At 74.0% G+C, this 23096-nt stretch carries 23 protein-coding genes and 1 tRNA gene; 8 read left to right on the top strand and 16 right to left on the bottom strand.

The genetic code is table 11. The features are described 5' to 3' along the window. Nucleotides 1–230 precede the first annotated feature (230 nt). On the top strand, nt 231–416 hold the full coding sequence (locus tag DEJ22_RS07480) for a hypothetical protein (protein WP_111226014.1): 186 nt from the start codon (nt 231–233) through the stop codon (nt 414–416). 161 nt (nt 417–577) lie between these two features. Here DEJ22_RS07480 and DEJ22_RS07485 read toward each other — a convergent pair whose 3' ends face one another. Both DEJ22_RS07485 and DEJ22_RS07490 read right to left on the bottom strand, forming a co-directional pair. Then, nucleotides 578–2233, bottom strand: coding sequence for a catalase (locus tag DEJ22_RS07485; RefSeq protein WP_111226015.1), 1656 nt, complete (start codon nt 2231–2233; stop codon nt 578–580). Nucleotides 2234–2331: 98 nt separating this feature from the next. Continuing rightward, the gene (locus DEJ22_RS07490; protein ID WP_111226016.1) at nt 2332–2538 is read right to left on the bottom strand and encodes a hypothetical protein; all 207 of its coding nucleotides are present in this window, start codon (nt 2536–2538) and stop codon (nt 2332–2334) included. Nucleotides 2539–2648: 110 nt separating this feature from the next. On the opposite strand from DEJ22_RS07490, the gene DEJ22_RS07495 reads away from it, so the two are divergent. Next, nucleotides 2649–2720: transfer RNA gene (locus DEJ22_RS07495), tRNA-Gly, on the top strand. Nucleotides 2721–2806: 86 nt separating this feature from the next. On the opposite strand, the gene DEJ22_RS07500 is transcribed toward DEJ22_RS07495, so the two are convergent. From DEJ22_RS07500 to DEJ22_RS07520, 5 genes are all read right to left on the bottom strand, one after another. Then, nucleotides 2807–3604 (bottom strand): FAD-binding oxidoreductase, encoded by a 798-nt coding sequence (locus DEJ22_RS07500; protein ID WP_258379517.1) that lies wholly within the window; start codon nt 3602–3604, stop codon nt 2807–2809. Continuing rightward, the gene (locus DEJ22_RS07505; protein WP_111226017.1) at nt 3601–4194 is read right to left on the bottom strand and encodes a molybdopterin-dependent oxidoreductase; all 594 of its coding nucleotides are present in this window, start codon (nt 4192–4194) and stop codon (nt 3601–3603) included. Before DEJ22_RS07505 ends, DEJ22_RS07500 begins: the two co-directional genes overlap by 4 nt. A 290-nt stretch (nt 4195–4484) precedes the next feature. Continuing rightward, nucleotides 4485–5336, bottom strand: a complete 852-nt coding sequence (locus DEJ22_RS07510) for a glycosyltransferase family 2 protein (RefSeq protein ID WP_181430657.1) — start codon at nt 5334–5336, stop codon at nt 4485–4487. Nucleotides 5337–5371: 35 nt separating this feature from the next. Continuing rightward, on the bottom strand, nt 5372–6925 hold the full coding sequence (gene rfaE2 / locus DEJ22_RS07515) for a D-glycero-beta-D-manno-heptose 1-phosphate adenylyltransferase (protein WP_258379518.1): 1554 nt from the start codon (nt 6923–6925) through the stop codon (nt 5372–5374). Continuing rightward, nucleotides 6922–8346: an aldehyde dehydrogenase family protein gene (locus tag DEJ22_RS07520; protein WP_111226399.1), complete on the bottom strand. Its 1425-nt coding sequence runs from the start codon at nt 8344–8346 to the stop codon at nt 6922–6924. The genes rfaE2 and DEJ22_RS07520 overlap by 4 nt, the downstream gene beginning before the upstream one ends. A 155-nt stretch (nt 8347–8501) precedes the next feature. Here DEJ22_RS07520 and DEJ22_RS07525 point away from each other — a divergent pair, with 155 nt between their 5' ends. Next, nucleotides 8502–9623, top strand: a complete 1122-nt coding sequence (locus tag DEJ22_RS07525) for a glycosyltransferase family 9 protein (protein ID WP_111226019.1) — start codon at nt 8502–8504, stop codon at nt 9621–9623. A 201-nt stretch (nt 9624–9824) separates the two neighbouring features. Here DEJ22_RS07525 and DEJ22_RS07530 read toward each other — a convergent pair whose 3' ends face one another. From DEJ22_RS07530 to DEJ22_RS07560, 7 genes are all read right to left on the bottom strand, one after another. Then, the gene (locus tag DEJ22_RS07530; RefSeq protein WP_111226020.1) at nt 9825–10529 is read right to left on the bottom strand and encodes an SDR family oxidoreductase; all 705 of its coding nucleotides are present in this window, start codon (nt 10527–10529) and stop codon (nt 9825–9827) included. Between the two features lie 140 nt (nt 10530–10669). Then, nucleotides 10670–12103, bottom strand: coding sequence for a PfkB family carbohydrate kinase (locus tag DEJ22_RS07535; protein ID WP_111226021.1), 1434 nt, complete (start codon nt 12101–12103; stop codon nt 10670–10672). Then, a complete protein-coding gene (locus DEJ22_RS07540; RefSeq protein WP_111226022.1) occupies nt 12100–12726 on the bottom strand; it encodes a D-sedoheptulose-7-phosphate isomerase in 627 nt (208 codons plus the stop codon). Before DEJ22_RS07540 ends, DEJ22_RS07535 begins: the two co-directional genes overlap by 4 nt. After that, a complete protein-coding gene (locus DEJ22_RS07545) occupies nt 12723–14126 on the bottom strand; it encodes a glycosyltransferase (protein ID WP_111226023.1) in 1404 nt (467 codons plus the stop codon). Before DEJ22_RS07545 ends, DEJ22_RS07540 begins: the two co-directional genes overlap by 4 nt. Further along, complete coding sequence (locus DEJ22_RS07550; protein ID WP_111226024.1) at nt 14123–15124, bottom strand: glycosyltransferase; 1002 nt, start codon at nt 15122–15124, stop codon at nt 14123–14125. The genes DEJ22_RS07545 and DEJ22_RS07550 overlap by 4 nt, the downstream gene beginning before the upstream one ends. Nucleotides 15125–15270: 146 nt before the next feature. Further along, a complete protein-coding gene (locus tag DEJ22_RS07555) occupies nt 15271–16338 on the bottom strand; it encodes a glycosyltransferase family 9 protein (RefSeq protein WP_111226025.1) in 1068 nt (355 codons plus the stop codon). Next, complete coding sequence (locus tag DEJ22_RS07560) at nt 16335–16886, bottom strand: D-glycero-alpha-D-manno-heptose-1,7-bisphosphate 7-phosphatase (protein WP_111226026.1); 552 nt, start codon at nt 16884–16886, stop codon at nt 16335–16337. Before DEJ22_RS07560 ends, DEJ22_RS07555 begins: the two co-directional genes overlap by 4 nt. Nucleotides 16887–16947: 61 nt before the next feature. On the opposite strand from DEJ22_RS07560, the gene DEJ22_RS07565 reads away from it, so the two are divergent. The 4 genes from DEJ22_RS07565 to DEJ22_RS07580 all read left to right on the top strand — a co-directional run bounded on the left by DEJ22_RS07565 (nt 16948) and on the right by DEJ22_RS07580 (nt 20069). Continuing rightward, on the top strand, nt 16948–17925 hold the full coding sequence (locus tag DEJ22_RS07565) for a glycosyltransferase family 9 protein (RefSeq protein ID WP_111226027.1): 978 nt from the start codon (nt 16948–16950) through the stop codon (nt 17923–17925). Nucleotides 17926–17986: 61 nt separating this feature from the next. After that, nucleotides 17987–18343, top strand: coding sequence for a PRC-barrel domain-containing protein (locus DEJ22_RS07570; RefSeq protein WP_111226028.1), 357 nt, complete (start codon nt 17987–17989; stop codon nt 18341–18343). 128 nt (nt 18344–18471) lie between these two features. Then, nucleotides 18472–19521 (top strand): SGNH/GDSL hydrolase family protein, encoded by a 1050-nt coding sequence (locus tag DEJ22_RS07575; protein ID WP_111226029.1) that lies wholly within the window; start codon nt 18472–18474, stop codon nt 19519–19521. A gap of 77 nt (nt 19522–19598) precedes the next feature. Beyond that, nucleotides 19599–20069, top strand: a complete 471-nt coding sequence (locus DEJ22_RS07580) for an NUDIX hydrolase (protein WP_258379519.1) — start codon at nt 19599–19601, stop codon at nt 20067–20069. Between the two features lie 63 nt (nt 20070–20132). Here the strand turns inward: DEJ22_RS07580 and DEJ22_RS07585 are convergent, their stop codons facing one another. After that, a complete protein-coding gene (locus DEJ22_RS07585) occupies nt 20133–21515 on the bottom strand; it encodes an MFS transporter (RefSeq protein WP_181430658.1) in 1383 nt (460 codons plus the stop codon). A 230-nt stretch (nt 21516–21745) separates the two neighbouring features. Continuing rightward, nucleotides 21746–22648 carry a hypothetical protein gene (locus tag DEJ22_RS07590; protein ID WP_284174816.1) on the bottom strand — a complete coding sequence of 301 codons (903 nt, stop codon included), beginning with the start codon at nt 22646–22648 and terminating at the stop codon, nt 21746–21748. 109 nt (nt 22649–22757) lie between these two features. Between DEJ22_RS07590 and DEJ22_RS07595 the strand changes: the two genes are divergently transcribed. Further along, a complete protein-coding gene (locus DEJ22_RS07595) occupies nt 22758–23096 on the top strand; it encodes a hypothetical protein (RefSeq protein WP_111226031.1) in 339 nt (112 codons plus the stop codon).

Raw genomic sequence — 23096 nt, forward strand, 5'->3', positions numbered from 1 at the left:
GTGCGGAACAGGCGGACGGCGGTCGTGGCAGACGGTGCCGCGACACTGCTGACGGCGACGGGCTGCTCGTCGTCGTTCTTCGAACCGCTCGCGGACCCCGTCGGCACATGGACACTGGCACCCGACGGTGGCAGCACCATCGTGATGCGCGCCGACCACACCTCCACGGCGTCGGGTGTCCCGCAGAGCATCACCTGCATCCACGAGGTGCCGACGGACGACTCCGACGAGTGCTCGGCGGCTACCCGGTCGACTTCGCCGGCACGTGGGAACTGAACGAGGGGAACATCATCGAGATCCTCTTCGACGACGGCCACTTCATCCACACGAGCGGTGTGCGCACCGGGAAGACCCTCGGCTTCTGGGTGGGAGACCGGGAACGCCCCGACCCGACGGACGAGTACGTCCACGACTGATCGGCCGCCGGACCCTGCCTGCATGCCCGCCCCGCCACTGCACCGGTCCGGGACCTCCTCGCCGGCCACACGGCGACGCTGTGTCGGCGGTCTCCGGACGGTCGTCCGGCAGGCGCGGCACCGTCCGGCACCGCGCCTCCCGTCCGCCCTGCGGTCGTGTCTCAGACGCGCACGGCCCGCTCGTCGGGGACGCAGTGGGTCATCAGGAGGCCGTCGACATCGCGACGGCCGTTGTGGCCCAGGTTCGCCAGGCGGTCGAGCTCGTCGTCGTCGAGGGTCTGCGACTGCAGCGGCGGCAGGTCCTTCACCTCGTCGAGTCCGATCCCGAGGCCCTCGCCGACACGCTGACCGAGGTCGTCCTCGACCATGTAGAAGTGCCACAGCATGCGCTCCTGCACGGCGCGTGCAGCCTGCGAGATGAGGTCCACGAAGTTCGCGACGAGGTCGTCGCGCTCCCAGTCCTCCAACAGCAGGTAGCGCTGGCCCGCCTGGGTGTAGTCGTTCGTCCGAGGGATGCGCTTGCGGGTGAGTCGGCCGACGATCTCCGGCCCCTGGTCGTCGTGCGTCGGGTACTCGGCCTCGCGCAGGCCGCCGGTGATCGACGGCTCGTAGTTGACGTGCGGGTTCTCGCCACCGTGGTCCTGGTGGTACGCCATCTGCCCGTCGCGCTGGTTGGTGGCGACCGCCGCGTTCTTCGGCGCGTTGACCGGCAGCTGGAGGTAGTTCGGGCCGACGCGGTAGCGCTGGGTGTCCGAGTACGAGAACGTCCGACCGACGAGCATCTTGTCGTCCGAGAAGTCGAGGCCGTCGACGAGGACACCCGTGCCGAAGGAGAGCTGCTCGTTCTCGGCGAAGTGGTTCGTGACGTTCCGGTTCAGCACCATCTTGCCGACGGGCTTCGGTGGGAACTCGTTCTCGGGCCAGACCTTCGTGTCGTCGAGCGGGTCGAAGTCGAGCTCGGGGTGGTCGTGGTCGTCCATGAGCTGCACACGGAGCTCCCACTCGGGGTACTCGCCGCGTTCGATCGCCTCGTAGAGGTCCTTCGACGCGTGCCCGAGGTCGCCGGCCTGCACGGCGGCGGCGTCGGCCTCGGTAATCGAGCTCACGCCGACGGACGGGATCCAGTGGTACTTGACGAGCTTCGTGTCGCCGTCCGCGTTCACCCACTTGTAGGTGTTCACGCCGAAGCCCTGCTGCGTCCGGTAGTTCGCGGGGATCCCACGCGGGCTGAACAGGTTGACGAGCATGTGCATCGACTCGGGCGTCTGCGACATGAAGTCGAAGATGCGCGCGGGCTCCTGCCGGAAGGTGACCGGGTCGGGCTTCAGCGAGTGGATGACGTCCGGGAACTTGATCGCGTCGCGGATGAAGAACACGCCGAGGTTGTTGCCGACGAGGTCCCAGTTGCCGTCCTCGGTGTAGAACTTCACCGCGAACCCGCGCGGGTCGCGGGCGGCCTCGGACGAGTCACGACCGCCGATCACGGTCGAGAACCGGATCGCCAGGTCGGTGCGCTTGCCGGCTTCCTGGAACAGCTTCGCGCGGGTGTACTGCGCGATCGGCTCGTCGCCCCAGGTGCCGGTGGCCTCGAAGTAGCCGAAGGCGACGGCCCCGCGCGCGTGCACGACCCGTTCCGGGATGCGCTCGCGGTCGAAGTGGCTGATCTTCTCGAGGAACTGGTAGTTCTCGAGCGTTGCGGGGCCGCGGGCTCCGACGGTGCGCTGGTTCTGGTTGTCGTGGACGGGGTGGCCCTGTCGGTTGGTCAGGACCTTGCGGTCGTCGCCCTCGGCGGGCGGCTGGCTGGAGACGTCGGTCACGTGCGTCGTCCTCTCTGCGTTGCGGTCGCGTGCACGTCCGACTCTGCTCGGGTCCAGGTGCACGCGTCATCGGCAGCGCCGGCCGGGGCCACCGCGGGTCAGACCGGGCGGTAGATCGCGATCGGGGGAGCGGACGGGTCGCCGTCGTCGTGCGCGTCGCCGGTCGCCAACCAGGTGCGGCCCTCGTGCTCGATGGTCGTCGGGAGGTCCCCGTGGACCAGGATCCGCACCGCCGGGGAGTCGCCGTCGACGAGGTCGACCCCGTGGGCCTCGGTACCGCCCGGGTTGTCGTGCACGTAGCTCATGCTGCGAGTCAACCCGCCGGGCCTGTGAGCCGGGGACGTCCGGGACGACGCGCCCGGCCGGCGCGCGGATCGCGGTCCGTCGACCCGATCAGGGTAGAGTGATGCCGTACGCGGATGTGGCGCAGCGGTAGCGCATCACCTTGCCAAGGTGAGGGTCGCGAGTTCGAATCTCGTCATCCGCTCGGAACACGAAGGCCCTGGTCACCGACCAGGGCCTTCGTCGTCGTCCTGCTGGATCGACGGTGCCCGGCACCCCCTGGGGACCTCGTCAGGCTCCGCCGAAGCGCTCGGCCCGGACGTCCGACAGGTCGTGCCCCAGTTCGCCGAGCCACCGGAGGACCTGCTCGACGAACGGCGTCGACCCGCAGACGTACACGCGGGCGCCCGCGTCGGCCGGCAGGACCGCCCGCGCGAGCCGCTCACGTGTCAGCCGGCCGACCGGCTCGTCGGAGCCCTCGGGTGCTCGTCGGCTGTAGACGTGCGTGACGTCGAGCGGCGCGGACGCTCGGGACGCCTCGTCGAGTTCCCGCCGGAAGAAGACGTCGTCCGGTGTGCGCGTGGCGATGAGCAGTCGGAAGGGCGTCGGGTCGTCGGCCTCGGCGTGGGACGTGACCATCGGCAGGAGCGGGACGATGCCGGAGCCACCCGCCACGAGCTGCACCGGCCTCGTCGACTCGCCGGGGCGCCACACGAACCACCCGCCGAGCGGGCCGTGCACGTCGAGGGCGTCGCCGACCTCGATCGCGTCGACGAGGAAGGGCGAGACCTCGCCGCCCTCGACCCGGTCGACCGCGAGCGTGACACGGGTGCCCTCGCCTGCCGAGGCGACGGAGTACGAGCGGGACGCCTGGTAGCCGTCCTCCGCGGTGAGTCGGAGGTCGAGGTGCTGGCCCGGGTCGTTGCCGGGCCAGGTCGGCACGTCGAGGACGATGCGGCGCGCGTTCGGTGTCTCCTGCGCGACGGAGGCGACGGTGGCGGCGTGCCAGGCCGGCCGCCTGCGGACAGGGACCGGCGTGCGCGGGCCGGTCCGGGCCTCCAGGCCGTCGACGGGGGAGGGGCCGCTCACCAGTACCGCTCCTCCTTCCAGGGGTCGCCGTGCATGTTGTACCCGGCGTTCTCCCAGAAGCCGGGCTCGTCCTCGGCCTGCATGACGATGCCGCGCACCCACTTCGCGCTCTTCCAGAAGTACAGGTGGGGCACGAGCAGGCGGGCCGGGCCGCCGTGCTCGGGGGTCAGGGGTTCGCCGTCCGCCTCGAAGGCGATCCACGACTGCCCGTCGAGCAGCTCGTCGAGCGGCACGTTCGTCGTGTAGCCGCCGAAGCTGTGCACCGTGCAGAAGTCGAGCGAGGTCTCGACGTCCGCGAACAGGCGGTCGAGCGGCACGCCCCGCCAAGGCATGTCGAGCTTCGTCCAGTGGGTGACGCAGTGGATGTCGACGGTGACGTCCTCGACACCGAGCGCGTGCACCTCGTCCCAGCTCCAGGTGCGCAGCCCCGACTCGGTGCGGATCGAGAAGCTCCAGTCGGCCGGCTCGATGTCGGGAGTGGCACCGGCGGAGAGGACCGGCCAGTCGCGGACGAGGGTCTGTCCGGGCGGGATGCGCGGGTCGTCACGGTCGTCGCGTCGGCCGCCGAAGCCTCGGGTGAACGTCGCCATCGTGGTCCTCCTGCTCACTGGTGGTGTGGCCATCCTGCCCTGTTGCCGGCCCGGAGCACAGGTCACGTCCGGTGGGCTCCGCGTCCGGCGGACCGGCCGGGAGGCCCGTGGCGGCGCCGTCACGGGCCTCTCGCGGGAGCGCCGGCGAGCGTTCACCGCGCCGTCCGCTCCCGTCCACCTGCCGGAACCGCTCCGCTGCCCCGTCCTCGTCACGCCCGAGCGGGTGGCACCACGAGGGCCGGCAGCGACCGGGACGAAGACGACGAGCGCCGCTCGTGCCCGGTGTGGGCTCAGCGCCGGTGCCGGCTCGGCTCGTGGTCGTCGAACAGGACGTCCGGAGCGTCGACACGGCGGTCGGTCACGGTCGTCGGGCTCTCGAGGTGCACCGCACCGGACGGCAGGATGCCCGCGCCCCCGAAGCGCTCCATCACCCGCCACTGCGCGACGACGTCCTCGCCCGAGTGCTCCGGGGGCAACGACGGCCAGAAGCCGAATCCGCCGACCGCCTCGAGCGCCTCGCGGTCGTACAGCACGCACGCGCCGACCCAGGCGACCCGGTAGGGCACCCAGCCGCCCGGCTCGACGTCGAGCTCCGCCGCGACGTGCGCCGGGTTCGCGGCGTTGTGCAACGACAGCCGGTCGAAGCCGGGTGTGCCGCGTCGGACGACCTCGGGCACGACGGGGCCGTCCCACGGTTCGAAGACGGCCGTCTCGTGCGGACGACGGTCCTGCAGGTACGACAGACCCTGCACGGCGCTGCCGACGAAGCCGCACCCGAGGTCGCGGAGCGCGTCGAGCATCCGGCGGACGGTGCCCGGTTCGAGCCAGACGTCGTCGTCGAGGAACAGCACCGTCGGCGCCGTGGCGTGGTCGAGCAGGTGCTGCCGGTGCTCTGCCAGGCCACGCCGTTCCGGGTGGGCGAGGAGCGTGACGGGACGGCCCTGCGCCTCCAGGACGCGCAGCATCGCGGCAACCGCCGGCACCGCTGCGGCGTCCTGGCCCGCCGACTGGTCGCTGAGGACGACGCGGAACGCGACGTCGGTCTGCGCCGCGAGCCCGGCGAGCGTCGTCGCGAGCTCGGCGGGGCGCCCGACCGTCGGCACCAGGACGTCGACCTCGGCCGGACCGCGGTCGTCCGTCACGGGTCGTGCCCAGGCGCCGGACCAGCGGGCGGCGGTCACGGTGCCGGGTCCGGCTCGACGGCGGGTGCCGGGGAGTCCGCGTCGTCGGACGCGGGAGTCGTGCCGGCCGCGGCAGCCGCGGCAGCGGTGGCCTCGCGGATGCGTCGGACGACGGCGGTCGTCGAGTGCTCCGGCACGTAGTCGACCATGACGACCTCGCCGCCGTACGCCCGGACGACGCCCGTCTCCTCGAGCATCTCCGGCGAGTAGTCGCCGCCCTTGACGTAGACCTCGGGGCGCAGGCGCTCGATGAGGGGGATCGGGGTGTCCGTCGCGAAGACGGTCACCAGGTCGACGCAGGCGAGCGCGGCGAGGACGCCGGCACGGTCCTCCGCCGTGTTGATCGGTCGCTCCGGGCCCTTGAGCCGTCGGACCGAGTCGTCGTCGTTGAGGGCGACGACGAGCAGGTCACCGAGCTCGCGCGCCTGCCGCAGGTAGGTGGTGTGCCCGCGGTGCACCACGTCGAAGCACCCGTTGGTGAAGACCACCCGGCGGCCGGCGGCGCGAGCGGCCTCGACGGCCAGCGCGAGGTCGTCGTGGTCGACCACGGTCGCGGCGGGCGCCGTCACGGAGTCGATCAGCGCTGCGGCGGTGCAGACCGAGGTGCCCGCCTCGCGGACGACGACGTCGGCAGCGGCCTGGGCGACGGCGATCGCGTCGCGGAGCGGAGCGCGCACGGCCAGGGCGACCGTGGCGGCCGCGCAGAACGTGTCGCCCGCGCCGGAGGCCTGCTGCTCGGATGCCGGCGTGGCACGGGTGCGGAAGGCCTGGTCCGCGCCGGGCTCGAGCAGGACCGTGCCGTCGCGGTCGAGGGTGACGACGGCCGCGTGGGCGCCGCTGCGGGCGAGGACCTCGTGGCGGGCGTCCACGACCACGGGGACCCGGGCGGAGCCGGCGCCGAGGTCGCGTCCGAGCAGCGCGGCGGTCTCGCCCGCGTTCGGCGTGACGAGGTCCGGGTGCAGGTCGGCCCAGCGCGTGAGGTCGTGAGCGTCCACCACGACGGCACCGGGACGGTCACGGTCGAGCACGGGCACGACGTCCTCGGGCTGCACGCCCAGGCCGTAGTCGCACACCACGGCGGCGTCGGCGCAGCGGACGGCGCGGGCGACGGCCTCGCCGAGGCGGGTTCCGGCATGGGCGTCCGGCGTGGCCGCGATCTCGTCGACGCGGACCACGACGCGGTCACCGCCGACGACGCGCGACTTCGTCGTGGTGCGGGCACCGGCGACCTCGACCAGGTACGACGTGTCGACGCCTGCGGTCTCGAGGCGTTCACGGAGCACGCGACCGGACTCGTCGTCGCCGATCAGGCCGACCATGCGGACGCGGGCGCCGAGGGCGCGGGCGTTCACCGCGGTGTTCGCGGCGCCGCCCGGCACGGCCACCGTCTCGGTGACGCGCACGACGGGTGCCGGAGCCTCGCGGGAGACCCGCTCGGCCTCGCCGACGGTCCACCGGTCGAGGATGCAGTCGCCGATGACGACGACGAGGGGTTCGCGGTCGTCGACCGAGGCGACCAGGTCGCGGACGAGACGGACGTCGGCGGTCATCGGGTGCCTCCGGTGGTCGTGCGGGCGGGAGCGGGCTCGAGGTGGACGACCGTCGTCGTGGTCATCTCGTCGAGCAGGTGCGGGCCGTAGCCGAAACCGGCACCCGACGCGCCACGGGGCTGGGCGCTGCCGCCCGGAGCACCGCCGAACACGGCGTTCACCTTGACGGTCCCCACGGGCAGCTCGGCCGCCGCGCGGAGCGCGTGACCGGTGTCGCCCGTGAGCACCGTCGCGGCCAGGCCGTACCGGTCGGCTGCAGCGAGACGCAGCCCCTCGTCGAACGACTCGACGACCCGGACCGGGGCGATCGGGCCGAAGGTCTCCTCGGTCATGACGACCATGTCGTCCGTGCAGTCGGCCAGGACGGTCGCCGGGTAGAACGTGCCGACGCCACCGGGCGTCGTGCCGCCCGTGCGCACCACGGCGCCACGCTGCACGGCGTCGTCGACGTGCGCCTGCACCGTTGTGCGGAGCCGGTCGTCGACGAGGGGACCGAACTCCGCGGCGGGCGATGCGGTCCGCCGCTCGGCTTCGGCGACGAGCGCCGCGGTGAACTCCTCGGCGACGTCGCGGTGCACGTAGACGCGCTCGACGCTCGTGCAGATCTGGCCCGTGTTGGCGAAGGCGCCGAGTGCCACCTGCGCGGCGGCCCAGGTGGGGTCGACATCGGCGTCGACGACGACCGCGTCGTTGCCACCGTTCTCGCGGATGACGTGTGCGCGGGTCCCGGCGGCGACCTCGGTCAGGCGGTCGCCCGTCGCGGTGGAGCCGACGTGTGCGTAGACGTCGATGCCGTCCTGCCCGAGCAGGGCCTCGCCGGTCGCGGCGTCGCCGTCGACGCCCACCAGGACCCCCTCCGGCAGGACCTCGGCGAGCAACGCGTTCAGGCGGGCGATCGTTCCGGGGCACCGCTCGCTGCCCTTGTGCACCACGGTGTTGCCGGTGACGACGGCCGCACCGATGATGCCGAGTGCCACGGCCACCGGGTCGTTCCACGGGGTCAGGGCGAGCACCACGCCGCGGGGGTGGGGGACCGACCAGTCGGCGGCACCGAACTGCCCGCGGAGTGCCTCACCGCGGTGGACCGGACCGAGCTCGGCGTACTGCACGAGCGTGCCGATGCCGGCCTGCACCCCGCCCATCGCGTCGCCGGGGACCTTGCCCGTCTCGCGGGTGTTCAGGTCGGCGAGTTCCTGGGCGTGCTCGCGCAGGTGTGCCGCTGCGGCGTGCAGCAGGGCTCCGCGCTCCGCCGGTGCGGTCCGCGCCCAGCCGGGGGCGGCCGCCCGTGCACGCGCGACCGCGTTCGCGACGTCCTCGCTCGTGGAGCGCGGCGTCGTCGTGGCGATCGACCCGTCGACGGGGTCGGAGACGACCAGGTGGTCGCTGTCGGTCACGGTCGCTGACGGGGTGGCGAGGGTCATGGTGTCCTTCCGGAGACGGGCGTACCGTTCCACGCTGCTCCCGGGACCCTGTGCGGGGTGCCGGTTTCGGGTGATCGGTCCGGAGAGCGCACCGCGTGTGCCCTGGACGGGTGGTCCCGGCAGCGCTCACGGCTCCGTTCCGGTAGACGGGTCTGGTGCAACTGATCGGCAACGGTGGAGAACGCTTCGACGACGTCCGGGAGATCGCGGTGCTCCGCGGCGGTGGCCTGGGGGACCTGCTGTTCGCGGTCCCCGCGCTCGAGGCACTGCACGCCGCGTACCCCGACGCCCGCATCACCCTCCTCGGCAGCCCGCTGGCTCCGGCCGTCCTCCGGGGCCGCACCGACGCCGTCCACGCCTTCGAGGAACTCCCGGTCTCGCCGGGGGTGCGTGATGCCGGCGAGGACGCACCCACCGTCGAGGACTTCGAGTCGCGCCTGCGTGGCCGGTTCGACCTGGCCGTCCAGCTGCACGGCGGCGGGCGCAACTCGAACCCGTTCCTGCTCCGCCTCGGGGCACGGCACACCGTCGGCACCGCGACCGAGGACGCCGAGGTCCTGGAGCGCTGGGTCCGTTACGTCTACTACCAGCACGAGGTGCTCCGCGGGCTCGAGGTGGCCTCGCTCGCCGGGGCGGCACCGGTCACGCTCGACCCGCGTGTGCACGTCGCCGCCGAGGAGCGGGAGGCCGCGCGCGAGCGGCTCGGCGTCAGCGGGCACCTCGTCGCCGTCCACCCGGGTGCCACCGACCCTCGGCGCCGCTGGAGCCCGGAACGCTTCGCCGCCGTGGTCGCCGCCCGTCTCGACGCCGGTGACGACGTCGTGCTCGTCGGCGACGCGACCGACGTCCCCGCCTCCCGGGCGATCCGGGATGCGGTCCCGACGGGGCTGCAGGAGCGGCTGCACGACCTGACGGACGCGCTGCCGCTCGCCGACCTGCCCGCCGTGCTCGCCGCGGCCGACGTGCTGGTCGGCGACGACTCCGGTCCGCGGCACCTGGCGGTCGCCGTCGGCACGCCCACGGTCGGCGTCTTCTGGTTCGGCAACGTCGTGAACGCGGGTCCGATCGACCGTGGACGCCACCGCGTGCACCTGTCGTTCGTCACGCGCTGCCCGGTGTGCGGGATCGACGTCACGCAGGTCGGGTGGACCGCCGAACGGTGCGAGCACGACCCGTCGTACGTCGACGAGGTGCAGCCCGACGCCGTGCTCGCCGACGTCGCGGACCTGCTCGCGACGGTGCGTCCGCGAGAGCGTGCTGCGACACCGGTCGCCTGACCACTCCGCGCCTGCGCGGGTGCGATCCTCGAGGTTCCACGACATCCCGCTCACGTCCGCCGAGGTCGCGACCGACGCGCGGCTGGTGTCGTGGATCCACGGATCGGAATCCCGGACATCCCACTGCGACGTCACCGGACGGACGACGGGAGGCGCGGTGCCGTCCGGCACTGCGCCTCCCGTCGTCGCGTCAGCGAGTGCCTACGGCCAGCTCGGCTCCGTCGCGGGCATGATCGACAGTTCGCGGATCTCGCAGCCGGCCGGCTGCGACAGCGCGAACAGGATCGAGTTCGCCACGTACTCCGGCTCGATGAGCTGCGCGTCCGGGCCCGGCTTGTACTGCTCCGTGCGGCCCTCGAAGAACGCCGTGCGCATGCCGGCGGGGATGATGTTCGTCACACCGATGCGACCCGCGGTCTCGGCCGCCAGCGCCTGAGAGAACCCGCGGACGCCGAACTTCGACGCCGAGTACGCGGTGCCGTCGCCGACACCGCGCAGCGCGAGGGACGACGAGATCGTGACGACACGGCCGTGCGTGGCCTCGAGGGCGGGCAGCGCCGCACGGACGACCGCGGCGGTGCCGAGGAGGTTGACGCCGACGATGCGCTCCCAGTCACCCGACGAGATGCCGCCGATCGGGGCCGGGGTGTCGATGCCGGCCGCGGTGACGACGGCGTCGAGGCCGCCGTGGCGCTCCGCGGCCTCGCGCAAGGCGCGCTCGGTCGCCTCGGTGTCCGTGACGTCCACGGCGACGGCGTCGGTGCCCTCGGGCACGGCGTCGACACGGAGGTCCAGGACGATCGGGGTACCGCCGGCCTCGGCGACCGCGGCGACGACCGCCGCGCCGAGACCCGAGGCGCCGCCGGTGACGAGGACGCGGCCGATGGGGGTGGTGGGGACGGGCATGGACTTCCTTCCGGGAGGTGCGTGGTGCCGGTCCGTCGGCGGTGCCGACGGGACGAGTGTGGTGCCGCCCACCGGACGGGAGGCACGTGGCGGCGGTGCGCCGTGCCTCCCGTCCGGTGCGCGGTCGGGACGGTGCGGGGTCAGCCGACGGCGGCGAGTGCGGCCGCGAGCCGGGTGGTGGACCGACCGGGGTGGAACGGGACGGTGACGACGCGGCCACCCCACTCGGCGAGCGTGGCCGCCTCGGGGAGCTCGCTCGCGGCGTAGTCGCCGCCCTTGGCCCAGACGTCCGGGCGGAAGCGACGGAGCGCCTCGTCGGGGGTGTGCTCGTCGAAGACGACCACGGCGTCGACGCAGTCGAGCGCGAGGAGGAGCTCCACGCGGTCGTCCTGGCTCATGATCGGCCGCTCCGGGCCCTTGAGCGCGCGGACCGAGTCGTCCGAGTTGAGGCACACGACCAGGCAGTCACCGAGCGCCCGCGCCGCCGACAGCGTCCGGGCGTGCCCGGCGTGCAGCAGGTCGAAGCACCCGCCGGTGGCGACGACCGTGCCGCCGGCGCTCCGGACGTCGTGGACGACCCGCATCGCGTCGCGGTCGACGCCGGGGACCTGCACGGGGGCCGGCCCGTCGTCGGCGAAGAGCGCGGTGACGCCACCCGCCGCCAGGTACTCCGAGGCGGCGAGGACACCGGCGGCGACGGCGTCTGCGACGTCGGCCCCCTCGGCCAGGGCGACCGCGACGCCGGCGGCGAGTCGGTCGCCGGCACCGCACGGGTCGCCGGCGGTGACGGAGGGCGCAGGGACGAAGCGGCTGTCGAGCGACGACGCGCGGGCATCGCCGTCGCCGCGGCGGGAGGCGACGAGTGCGCCGCGGTCTCCGAGGGTCACGGCGACCGCGTCCACCCCCCACGTCTCGACGAGTGTCGCGGCGGCGTCGGTGGCGAAGGGGACGCCCTCGCCCGGCAGGTCGGTGAACCGACGCGCCTCGGCGGAGTTCGGCGTGACGACGGCGGTGCCGACCACGGGTGCCGCGCCCTTGGGGTGTGGGTCCCAGACGACCGGGGTGGTCTGCGCGACGGCGGTCAAGGCCTGACGGAGGCCCTCGGAGGCGGCGACCCCGCGACCGTAGTCGGCGACGACGACCGCATCGGCGCCCTCGAGCGCCGCGGTCATCTCGGGGGTCGCGTCGGGCACCGGGGGAGTCGCGCAGCCCTCGTCGATGCGGACCAGGGCGTGGTCGACGACGCGGACGCGGGTCTTCACGGGCGTCGGGGCGCCGGACGGACCGGCGACGACGTGCACGTCCGGCAGCAGGGCGCGGATCTCGTCGGCACGGTCGTCGTCGCTGAGGACGGTCACGAGCGTGACGTCGTGTCCGTCGCGCACGAGCATGGAGGCCACCAGGCCGGCACCGCCCGCACGGCGGTCGTCGGTGCGGACGTCGACGACGGGCACCGGAGCGTCCGGGCTGAGCCGCTCGCTCGTGCCGGACACGTCGACGTCGAGCAGGGTGTCGCCGACGACGACGATGCGGCGACGGGTGCCGTCGGCCGCTGCGCGCTGGCCGCCGCTCACCGGCGGCCGCCCCGACGGAGGGCCGGCTCCATCGCGCGGCAGAGGGCGTGCACGAGGACGAGCTGGGCCTCCTGCACGTTCGCGGAGGGGCCGTCGATGCAGATCGCGTCGTCCACCGCCTCGGCCAGGGGGTTCGGACCGGGGCCCGTCATGGCGATCGACCGCGCACCCACGGCTCGCGCGGCCGCGGCGGCGCGGAGGAGGTTCGGGCTCTTCCCGCTCGTGCTGAGGAGGACGACGACGTCGCCGGCGCGGGCGTGTGCCGTGACCTGGCGGGCGAACACCTCGTCGTAGCCGTAGTCGTTCCCGATCGCGGTGACGGCGGAGCTCTCGGCGTGCAGCGAGATCGCCGAGTACGCCGGGCGGTCGCCGTCGAAGCGGCCGGTGAGCTCGGACGTCAGGTGCTGCGCCTCCGCGGCGGACCCGCCGTTGCCTGCGGCCAGGAGTCGGCGGCCGGCGACCAGGCGGGCGGCGATGTCGTCGGCCCAGGCGGCGATGTGGTCCTTGTGGTCGACGAGCGAGGCGATCACGGGGACGGAGGCGGCGACGTGGTCGACGACCGTCCGGACGCTGTCGTTCTCGGTCGCCGGCTCGCGCGTGCCGGTCTGCTGCTCGATGGTCATCGTGCGGTCCTCTCCGTCGGGTGCGGCAGCGCCGCGGGCGTCGGACGGGAGGTCCGTCCGGCGCGTCCGGTGCGTGCGCCCGGGGTCAGGGTGGCGGGTGGGGTCGGGACGGGGGTGCTGCCGGTGGCCGCGGCCGGGGTCGCGTGGACACCGTTCGTCGCGTGGACGCCGTTCGCGGAGCCGGCCACGAGCCGCTCGTAGACGCGCTCGCTGTCCGCGGCGACCTTGTGCCACGTGTAGCGGGTCTCGGCACGCTCGCGTCCGGCCCGGCCGTAGGCCTCGCGCCGCTCGGCGTCGTCGAGCAGCGCTCCGACGGCGGCGGCGACCGCGTCCTCGTCGCGCGGCGGGACGTGCAGGCCGGTGGCGTCCTCGACCACCGTGTCGATGAGCCCGCCGACGCTCGACGCGACGACCGGACGACCGCACGCCATGGCCTCGAGCGGGACGATGCCGAACGGCTCGTACCAGGGGGCGCACACGACCACGTCGGCGCTGCGGTAGACCGACGGCATGTCCTGCTGCCCGAGCTGGCCACGGAAGGTGACGTGCTCGCGGACGCCGAGCGAGCGTGCCAGGGCGTCGAGACGCTGGTACTCCGGGTCGTCCGGCAGGTCGGCTCCGGCGGTGCCGGCACCGCCCACGACGACGAGCTCGACGTCGCGGCCCTCGTCGAGCAGCTTCGCGAGGGCGGCGATCGTCGTGCCGACGCCCTTCCGACGGACCAGACGCGACGCGGTGAGGACGCGGAACGGGCGGCCGCGCTCCTCGACGGCCCCGTCGGGACGGAAGAGCTCCGTGTCGACGCCGCACGGCACGACCGAGATGGCGTGCAGCGGGACGCCGAGCGCCTTGAGCTCGAACGCCTCGTCCGAGCACGTCGCGACCACCTGGTCGACGCTGCGGCCGACCGCGGGTTCGATCCACTCGCGCTCGGCGGGGCTGGTGTCGGCGGTGCCCTGGTGGCGACGCTTCACGACGCCGAGCGCGTGGAAGGTCTGCACGACGGGGATGCGCACACCGCCGGTGCGGTTCTGCACCTGCTTGACGGCTTCGAGCGCTGCGTGCCCGGACATCCAGAAGTGCCCGTGCACGACGTCCGGCCGGTCGACGAACCACTCCGCCGCGAGCACGGACGCGAACGTGTCCATGTACGGGAACAGGTCGTCCTTCGGCACGTGCCGAGCGGGACCGGCGTCGACGTGCACGACCTCGACGCCCGGACGCAGGAGCACGCGGACGGGCTGGTGGGCGTCGTCGCGCCGCGTGTAGACGGTGACCTGGTGGCCGCGGTCGGCGAGGGCGCCGGAGAGCTCGGCGACGTGCACGTTCTGACCACCGGCATCGACACCGCCGAGCACGGCGAGGGGGCTCGCGTGCTCGGACACCATCGCGATCTTCATCGGAGGCTCCCTTCCAGCGCGGCGGACGCCGCGTGCTCCCGTCGCGCACCGCGCGCGACGGCGTCGTCGAGGAGGTCGTCCCAGTCGGCGAGGTACCGACCGAGCGCGTGCCGCGCCAGTGCGGCCTCGCGGGCGACGGCACCGCGACGGCGGGCCTCCTCGGGGTCCTCCAGGAGCGTCCTGGAGGCCCGGACCAGCTCGTCGACGTCGGTCGCGATCGCGCCGGCCTCGGGGGGCACGGTCCGCACCGCGTCGGTCGTCGCGAGGACGAGCACCGGCATCGCCATGTGCATCGACTCGATGAGCGACAGCCCGAGCGAGGTCCAGCGGTTCGGGTGCACGTACGCGCGTCGCTGCGCGAGCGCCGCGTGCATGGGGACTGCGGGCACGTCGCCGAGCGCGACGACGCGGTCACCGAAGCCGAGCTCCGGGAGTCGCTCGGTGCCCATGCCCCACAGGTCGACCGGGGCGACCTGTGCGAAGCGGGGGAGCAGGTCGGTCCCGACGACACGACCGCGGCGCACCGGTTCGTTGATGACGACGCCGAAGCGTTCGAGCTCGCCGGTGTACAGGGGGCCCGGGTCCACGACACCGTGCTCGACCACGGTCGTGCGGGTGGTGCCGCAGTCCCACATCAACGCGTTCCAGTGCGTGACGTGCGCGATCACCAGGTCGTCGCGGTCACGCATCGGGTGCAGGCTGCTCGGCACGTCCACCCGCGGGGCGTTGTGCTCGACGAACACCATCGGGACGTCCCGTCCCCGGAGCAGGCGGCGTGCTTCCTCGAGCTCCTCGGTGCGCTGCAGGACGACCACGTCGACCTCGGCGTCGGCGACGTCGGCCGGGTCGATCTCGATCGCGGAGTCGGGCCATTCGCGGCCACCCCGGCCGAGACCCCAGCCGTCGCGGGCCGGTGTGGTCGGGATGAGGTACTCGTGGGGGCCGCGGACGAAGGCGTCCATCCAGCCGCCGTGCACGTGCCACACGAGGATCCGCATGCAGGGCCTTTCGACGGGTCGGTGCCCCTCCGGGCAGCTGCCCACGCGGCCCTCCGCGCGTCGCGCGGCTGCCGGTGTGAGGAGCAGGAGGAGCAGTGGCGCACGCTACGCAGTGGTCGCTGCGGTGCTTCGCAGACTTCTCCGGTTCATCCGCTGAGCGCAGTCCGACCGACCGTCGTCCCCCGTCCCACCAGGCGGTCGTGGGCCGCGAGGACGTCCTCCACGCGCACTCCGGACAGGCACGGGTGGCCCGGCACCGGGCACTCGCGGGCACGGCTCAGACGACACGCGGCGGACTGGTCGCCGAGCAGTTCGACGTCCGGGGCGTACGGCGCCCACTTCACGGCCGGCACGACGGGGGAGAACAGGCTGACGATCCTGGCCCCGACGGCGGCGGCGAGGTGCGCGGGTCCGGTGTTGCCGACGACGACGACCTCGGCGCCCGCCAGCACGGCGGCGAGCTCGGCGGGCGTCGTGCGGCCGCCGAGGTCGACCGCGGTGTCACCGGCGACGGCGGCGGTCAGTGCGCGCTCACCCGGGCTCCCCGTGACGACGACCGGCACGCCCCGTCCGGCGTACGCCGCGACGAGCGCGCGGTGGTGGTCCTCCGGCCAGGAACGTGCGGGGACGCTCGCGCCCGGGTGGACCACGACGTACCGGTCCAGCGCGACCACCTCGGGCGGCGCGACGGCCTCGTGGCGCACCGCGAGCCTCCCCTCGTCCCCGGGCGGCAACGCGAACCCCGCGGCCTCGGCGATGCGGAGCGCACGTTCGGGTTCCGGCAGGTCCTCGGGCAGGTCCTCGCCGGGCCGGAGCCGCACGTCCAGCAGCGATCCCGGGTGGTCGACGGACGCTCCGGACACGCGCGCGACACCGGCGAGCCGGAGCAGCAGGGCGACGGGCAGCGGGGACTGGTGGAACGAGGTGAGGACGACGGCCTCGTCGGGCTGCTCCTCGGTGACGAGGGCACGGAACTCGCCGAGCAGGGCGTCGTCGATCGGGCGCGCGGTCTCGGTGACCCACGGTGCTGCCCACACCCGGACCCGGTCGACACCGGGGAGCAGGTCGGCAGCGGGAGCGCCCTGCGGACCGCAGAGCATCGTCACGTGTGATGCGCCGGCGGCGACGGCGCGGACGGCGGGCCCGGCCACCAGGACGTCACCGAACGAGTCGAGGCGGACGACCAGGACGCGGGGCCCCTCGCCCCCGCTCACGCGCGGGCCGCCGGGACGCGGGCCAGGACGAGGGAGACCGCTTCGTCGAGGGTCGCCGCGACGGTGTCGGCGGACTCGACCTCCTCGGCGCGGGTGCGCGGCGTCGGCACGAGGATGCCCTGCCCGCCGGCGGCCACGGCGGCACCGACGTCGGCGCCGATGTCACCGACGACGACCACCTCGGCGGGGTCCAGGCCGAGCCGCTCCGCCGCGTCGAGCACCATGCCCGGGCGGGGCTTGCGGCAGGAGCACCCGTCGCCGGCGTCGTGCGGGCAGACGCACCAGACGTCGAACGGCCCGACGAGTTCGTCGACCCGTGCGTTCGTGGCGTCGACCTGCTCGCGGGTCGCGAGGCCCTTCGCGATCGCGGACTGGTTCGTCACGACGCCGACGCGCAGTCCCGCGGCGCGGGCACGCTCCACGGCACGGTGTGCACCGGGGACGGGCACGACCTTGTGCGGGTCGGCGTTGTACGGGACGTCGATGACGAGCGTGTCGTCACGGTCGAAGAGCAGGCCGCGCACCGCACGGTCCTTCGCGAGAGCCATGCTCCTTGGTACCGTGCGGCGGCCGGGAACCGCCCCAGCGAGGTCCGGGTAGCGTCGCAGCGTGACCGCCGTCCCCGTCCTGCCCCCGTCCGACGGGCGCCCGGACCTCCTCGTCCTCCGCGCCATCAAACTCGGCGACGCGCTCGTCGCCGTCCCCGCCCTGCACGCCCTCCGGCGCGCGTTCCCGGGCCACCGGATCACCCTGGCGACCACCGCCTGGCTCGCCCCGGTGGTCGAGTTGCTGCCGGTCGACGTGCACCTCGCACAGCACGGGCTGGACCACGCGATCGCCGCACCCGCCGGCGCGGTCGACGTCGCGGTGAACCTGCACGGTGCCGGTCCGGAGTCCTCGGACCTCGTCGCCGCGCTCGGTGCCAGGCGCGTCATCGGGCACGCCGACCCGACCCACGGGTACGAGGGGCCCGTGTGGCCGGACGACGTCCACGAGCGTGAGCGCTGGGCGAGCCTGCTCACCTGGCACGGCATCCCCGCCGACCCGGACGAGGTCGCCATCGCCCGCCCCGAGACCCCGTCGGTCGCACCCGGTGCCGCCGTCGTGCACATCGGTGCCTTCCACGGTGCCCGGCACTGGCCGACCGACCGCTTCGCCGACGTGGTGCGCGGGCTGCGTGCGCGCGGTCTCGACGTCGTCCTGACGGGAGGCGCAGACGACGTCGAGCGCGCCACCACCGTCGCGAAGGCGGCCGGCCTGCCGCCGGAGGCGGTCCTGGCAGGCGCGCTGGAACTGCAGGCCTTCGCGGGCGTCATCGCGTCCGCCGCGCTCGTCGTCACCGTCGACACGGGGGCAGCCCACCTGGCGTCGGCCTACGGCATCCCGTCCGTCGTGGTCTTCGGTCCTGCCCCGCCCGAGGCCTGGGGGCCGCCCGCGTCCGGACCGCACGTCGTGCTCACGGACGCGTCCGTGCGCCGCGGCGACGTCTTCGCGGAGGACCCGGACCCGGCGCTCCTGGCGGTCGGCGTGGACGACGTGCTCGCCGCGGTGGACTCGCTGCCGGTCGGTTCACCCGGTTCGCCGTGAACGCGCCGGACGCCCGTCGGTAGCGTCAGGGGCGACCTGTACCGCTCGAAGGGAGCGCCCCGTGTTCGAAGCCGCAAACATCCGTGACTGGATCGGCCTGCCCGTCGTCGACGACGCCGAGGACAAGATCGGCACGCTCGAGAGCATCTACTACGACACCGCGACGTCCGAGCCGGCGTTCGGCGCCGTGACCACGGGCCTGCCCGGGTTCCAGAAGCTGCTCTTCGTCCCGCTCACCGGCGCCACCGTCGCGCCGAAGCACCTCCGCACCGCCTTCCCGAAGAAGCTCGTGAAGGACTCGCCCACCATCCCGACGGACGGCGAGCTCGAGGCTTCGACCGAGCCCGTGCTGTACGAGCACTACGGCCTGCAGTACCAGACCGGCAGCGGGGGCGAGCGGCGCCTGGGACGTCGCTGACCACGGCGGTCGGGACGGGCCGGTAACCTTGCCCGTCCCGCCGCCGCCCACCCCGGGGCGGCCCGACGCACGCCCCACCGGAGGACCTCCTGCACCGCTCCACCCGCCGGAACCGGCTCACCGCCGTCGTGGCGGTCCTCGCCGTCCTGGCAGCGACCGTCCTCGTTCCGTGGGGGCCCGACGGCCTCGGCGCGGAACGGGCGGCAGCAGCGCCGATGTGGCCGGTGCCGGAGCCGTACCCCGTCACCGACGATCCGGAACAGACGCTGTCGGACGTCCCGCCGGGCAGCGAGTACGTCGCGCTCGGCGACTCCTACTCCGCCGGGTACGGCCTGTCCGACCCGACGCGCCTGCCGACGAACGCCTGCGGGCAGTCCGCTCGTGACTACCCGCACCGCATCGCGGCCCGCTTCGGTCTCGACCTCACCGACGTGACGTGTGCCGGTGCGACGAGCCGCGACGTCGTGTCCGGGTACCAGTTCCGCGGGGTGCCGCCGCAGGTCCGGGCGCTGTCGGACCGCACGCGGCTCGTCACGCTCACGATCGGCGGCAACGACGCCGACCTGTTCGGCACGGCTGCATCGTGCCTCGCGCTGTCGCCGATCGGGCCGGTCTTCTCGGGCCGGGACGCCCCCTCCTGCCGCAGCACCCTCGTCCACGACGGGGTCGACGACCTCGACGTGCGCATCCGGTCGCGGGTCGCCCTGGGCATCGCGGACACCCTCGCCGCGGTGCGACGCGCCGCGCCGAACGCCGTGGTCGTCCTCGTGGGCTACCCCGCGATCTTCCCGGACGCCGAGCACACCCCGGCGCGCGGCTGCTTCCGCTCGGCGCTCGACCTCGGGACGCTCGCCGGGACGTTCCCGGAGGACACGTACCCCTTCACGGACACGGACGTCGAGTACCTCCACGGCGTCCAGGCGGCACTCGACGAGGTGTCGGCCTCCGCGGCAGAGGCCGCCCGGGTGCCGTTCGTCGACGTCTTCGCCCGGTCCCAGGCGCACTCCGCGTGCGCCAGCGAGCGGTCGTACGTGGCCGGCGTCTCGCTCACCGGCACCGGCGACCTCAGTCGGATCGACCTCGAGCCGGGAGCGCTGCACCCCAACGAACGCGGGGTCGCCTGGCTGACCGATCGCGTCGCGGCGGAGTTGCGGTCGGTCGCCGACCGGTCCCGCTGACAGCACGACCGACGCGGGCGGTGCGCTCCGCAGGGCGGAGCCGGACCGGTCCACGTCGCCGGGGCTAGCGTGGGTGCGTGGTCACCAGCGCTGGACTCCTGCTCCACCGGGGCCCGACGGTGCGCGCTGACCGACAGGTCTTCATCGCGCACATGGGCGGACCGTTCTGGCGCGCACGGCCGCGAGCGTGGTCGATCCCCAAGGGGCTGCTCGAGGACGGCGAGGACCCGCTGGGAGCCGCCCGGCGCGAGTTCGCCGAGGAGATCGGTGTGCCCGCTCCCGAGGGCGAGGTGGTCGACCTCGGCGAGGTGCAGCAGGCGTCGGGCAAGCGCGTCCGGGTCTTCGCGCTGCGCGCCGACGACTTCACGGTCGGGGAGGTCCGCAGCAACATCGTCCGTCTCGAGCTCCCGCGCGGCTCGGGGCGGTTCGTCGAGGTCCCCGAGGTGGACGACGCACGGTGGGTGTCGCTCGACGAGGCCCGCGCCCTGCTCGTGTCCGGCCAGGTCGCCGCGCTCGACCGCCTGCTCGCGGCGGAGCGCAACGCCTGACCGTCACGCCGACGTCCGAGCCGCCGACCCGCGCGTCGACGCCCGCGAGTCGCTGCGCCGGGATCAGCGCCGACGTCGCGTGCGTACCGACCCCGTGGCGGTCTGCACCGTGCCGGTGGCGATGCCGACGGACCCGGTGATCGTCTGGATCGCGCGGCTGACGACGGGAACCGAGGTCGTGACCACCGCGAGCGACGACGTGATCGCCTCGACGGAGGTCGTCGACAGGTGCTCCTGCGCGTGCGTGTGCACGGGGAACCCGCGCCGTGCCGCCAGCACGATGCCGAGCGACCCGATCAGCACGACCGCCCCGGCGAACGGCAGGTACTGCAGCCCGACGGCGCCGAGGGCCTGGCCGCCGACGGCCGCACCGCCCGCGATGCCGATGTTCGACGCACCGTTCACCAGGGCGCCCGCGATGTCGGGGGAGACGCCGCCGGTCCGGATCGCCGCGGCCATGAACAGCGTGCCGGTCGTGCCGTTCGCGGCCATCCAGACGCCGGCCACGACCATGGTGCCGAGCAGCGACCCGTGCACGAACGGCAGCACGGCGAAGGCTGCGGCCATCACGGCGACGGCCGCGATCAGCGTCTGGCGCGGTGCCCGGTCGACGAACGTGCCCGCGAGCCAGAGCCCGACGACACCGGTGCCGCCGAGCACGAGGAGCGCACCGCTCACCATGCCGGCGTCGAGCCCGGCGTCGATCGCGTAGGGGCCGATGTAGGTGTAGACGACGTAGTGCCCGGCGAAGAGCAGCAGGTCGGCGACGACCACCGACAGCAGGCCGGTCCGTGCCCACGCCCGGGGGGACCCGATGTGCGGTGAGGCGGTCCCGCGCACGCTCGGCAGGAAGGCAAGGGCGACCACGGCGAGTGCTCCTGCGGCGAGCGCGACCGCACCGACGGCCGGCCGCCACCCGATGGTCTGCGCGACCCAGGTCGCCAGCGGCACACCCAGGACGAAGCCGAGCGAGCTGCCGGAGTAGACGAAGGCGATGGCACGGCCGGCGAGGCGCGGTGGCACGATCCGTGTGGCGTACGCCGACGCGACGGAGAAGAACAGCGCGTGTGCGACGCCGCCGACGACCCGACCGGCGCAGACCACGGCGAAGGACGGTGCGACCGCGATGAGCACGTTCGACACCGCGTACCCGACGAGGGTCGACACGAGCACGGCCTTGCGCGGCAGCCGCGCGGTCAGCGAGGTGAGCGGCAGGGCGAGGATCGCGACGGCGGCGGCGTACACGGTGACGACGATCCCCATGGTCGACTCGCTGACGCCGAGGTCGCGGCTCATGGTGCCGAGGAGCCCGACCGGCATGAGCTCGGTGGTGATCGCGAAGAAGGTGGCCAGTCCGAGCACGGCGATGCCGACCACGGACTGCGTGGTGACGGTGATCGGCCGCGTGTTCGTCGACACGGCCGAGGTGGTGGTGTTGGTGGACACGCTGCTGACCTCCTCCGGGGGATGCCGGAGCACGCGTCCGCCCGCCGTCTGGTCAGCGGGTGTGCGGTGCGCGCTCGCGGTTCGTCGTCCGGACCGGTCGACCCGGACGTGGTGTGGGTACGACTCCACGGCGAGTGCGCCCTCCCAGTGTTGCACGGTCCGTCCGGATCGCGCGAGGGCTGCGTCGCAGATTCTCGGAGCGCTCCAACGCAGTCGCAGCGGGCACCCGATCAGTTCTCGTTCGTCACGGTCCCCTGGACGCCACCGCCGCGCAGCGTGATCGTCAGCGTCCCGCTCATCGACTGCGCCGACAGCGAGACGTTCCCGTGCAGGGCGTCCGTACGCGGGTAGCACGCGGTGGTCGACTCCAGTCGGTTCGCCGTGGCGACCAGGCAGATCGTCTCGCGGTCGGTGCCGACCCCGGCCCAGACGTTCCACGGTGTCTCGAACGACGTGCCGTCGAGTGCCCGGTTCGTGAACACGAGTCGGGTCGTCCGGAGGCTCACGGGCGCCTCGACCGGGCCGGGCAGCTGGTCGGCGTACGTCTGCGGGACGTCGAGGAGCTCCTCGAGCGTGACGGTGCCGGGCGTGGGGGTCGTGCGCGGCGCGGCGACCCGCTCCTCGTGCGAGGTGCCGACCAACGTCCCCGCGGCGAACGCGAGCGCGACGACCGCCGCGGTGCCAAGCGCGATCCACGCGCGCGGTCGCGCCGTCCAGAGCAGTCCGCCGACGCGCGAGCGCCAGGTGGACGACGCAGCCGGGAGGCCCGACCCACCTCCGGTACGCACGGCGCCGGGACCGCGTGCTCCGTCGCTGTCCGGACGGGCGTCGTCCGGGCCGTCGCCGGGCCGACCAGCGGGCTCCGCTCCGTCGCTGGGCAGACCAGCGCGTTCCGGCCCATCGCCGTCGGGTCGGCGCTCCTCCGGTGTCGTCCCGGTGCCGGTCGGACGGCCGGTCGCATCCGGTGGCGGACCGGGGGTGACTGCGGTGCCGCCGGATGCGCCTCCCGAGCCGGGCCGGTCCATCTCCCGCAGCGCGACACGCGCACGCGCTGCTTCCTCCGGGGTCGACTGCCCTCCCCACGCGAGGGCCTCGAGTCGAGCCCGTCCTGCCGTCACGTCGTCGTCGGCCATGCGCTCTCCCGGGTCCGGACGCACCGGACGTGCCCATGCTCCCACCCGGACGCCTCGCCGTCCGCCGTCAGGCGGTGTCCGTCCAGTGCCCGACGGGTAGACGGGGTGCATGACCCCAGCGACCGACGACGACCCGACCACCGGCCTCCCCGGACACGACCCGTCAGCGGGCGGTGCCGGAGGCGGCGTGCCGACGACCCCGCCCACGGAGCACGCCGCGACGGACAGCACCGGCGAGCAGCAGGACGGGGTCCGTCGCGACGCCGACCCCGAGACCCTCGAACCGCTCGCCCACGACACCCAGTCGGGCGAGGCCGACTACGTCGCCACGAGTCCGCTCGGAGCCGGCACCGAGCGGCACGTCCCCACCCCCGACGAGGAGCAGGGCCGTGACACGGAGTACGACCCGGTCGACCAGGGGCCGCAGCAGGAGGGCCAGGGCGGCTGA

It is taken from the genome of Curtobacterium sp. MCSS17_007, assembly GCF_003234175.2.
GTDB lineage: Bacteria > Actinomycetota > Actinomycetes > Actinomycetales > Microbacteriaceae > Curtobacterium.

Bases quoted from the DNA above. Each gene is read 5' to 3' on its own strand.
- DEJ22_RS07490 (WP_111226016.1), bottom strand. From the start codon at position 2,538: ATGAGCTACGTGCACGACAACCCGGGCGGTACCGAGGCCCACGGGGTC.
- DEJ22_RS07505 (WP_111226017.1), bottom strand. From the start codon at position 4,194: ATGGCGACGTTCACCCGAGGCTTCGGCGGCCGACGCGACGACCGTGAC.
- rfaE2 (WP_258379518.1), bottom strand. From the start codon at position 6,925: ATGACCGCCGACGTCCGTCTCGTCCGCGACCTGGTCGCCTCGGTCGAC.
- DEJ22_RS07520 (WP_111226399.1), bottom strand. From the start codon at position 8,346: ATGACCCTCGCCACCCCGTCAGCGACCGTGACCGACAGCGACCACCTG.
- DEJ22_RS07530 (WP_111226020.1), bottom strand. From the start codon at position 10,529: ATGCCCGTCCCCACCACCCCCATCGGCCGCGTCCTCGTCACCGGCGGC.
- DEJ22_RS07540 (WP_111226022.1), bottom strand. From the start codon at position 12,726: ATGACCATCGAGCAGCAGACCGGCACGCGCGAGCCGGCGACCGAGAAC.
- DEJ22_RS07545 (WP_111226023.1), bottom strand. From the start codon at position 14,126: ATGAAGATCGCGATGGTGTCCGAGCACGCGAGCCCCCTCGCCGTGCTC.
- DEJ22_RS07550 (WP_111226024.1), bottom strand. From the start codon at position 15,124: ATGCGGATCCTCGTGTGGCACGTGCACGGCGGCTGGATGGACGCCTTC.
- DEJ22_RS07560 (WP_111226026.1), bottom strand. From the start codon at position 16,886: ATGGCTCTCGCGAAGGACCGTGCGGTGCGCGGCCTGCTCTTCGACCGT.
- DEJ22_RS07590 (WP_284174816.1), bottom strand. From the start codon at position 22,648: ATGGCCGACGACGACGTGACGGCAGGACGGGCTCGACTCGAGGCCCTC.
- DEJ22_RS07595 (WP_111226031.1), top strand. From the start codon at position 22,758: ATGACCCCAGCGACCGACGACGACCCGACCACCGGCCTCCCCGGACAC.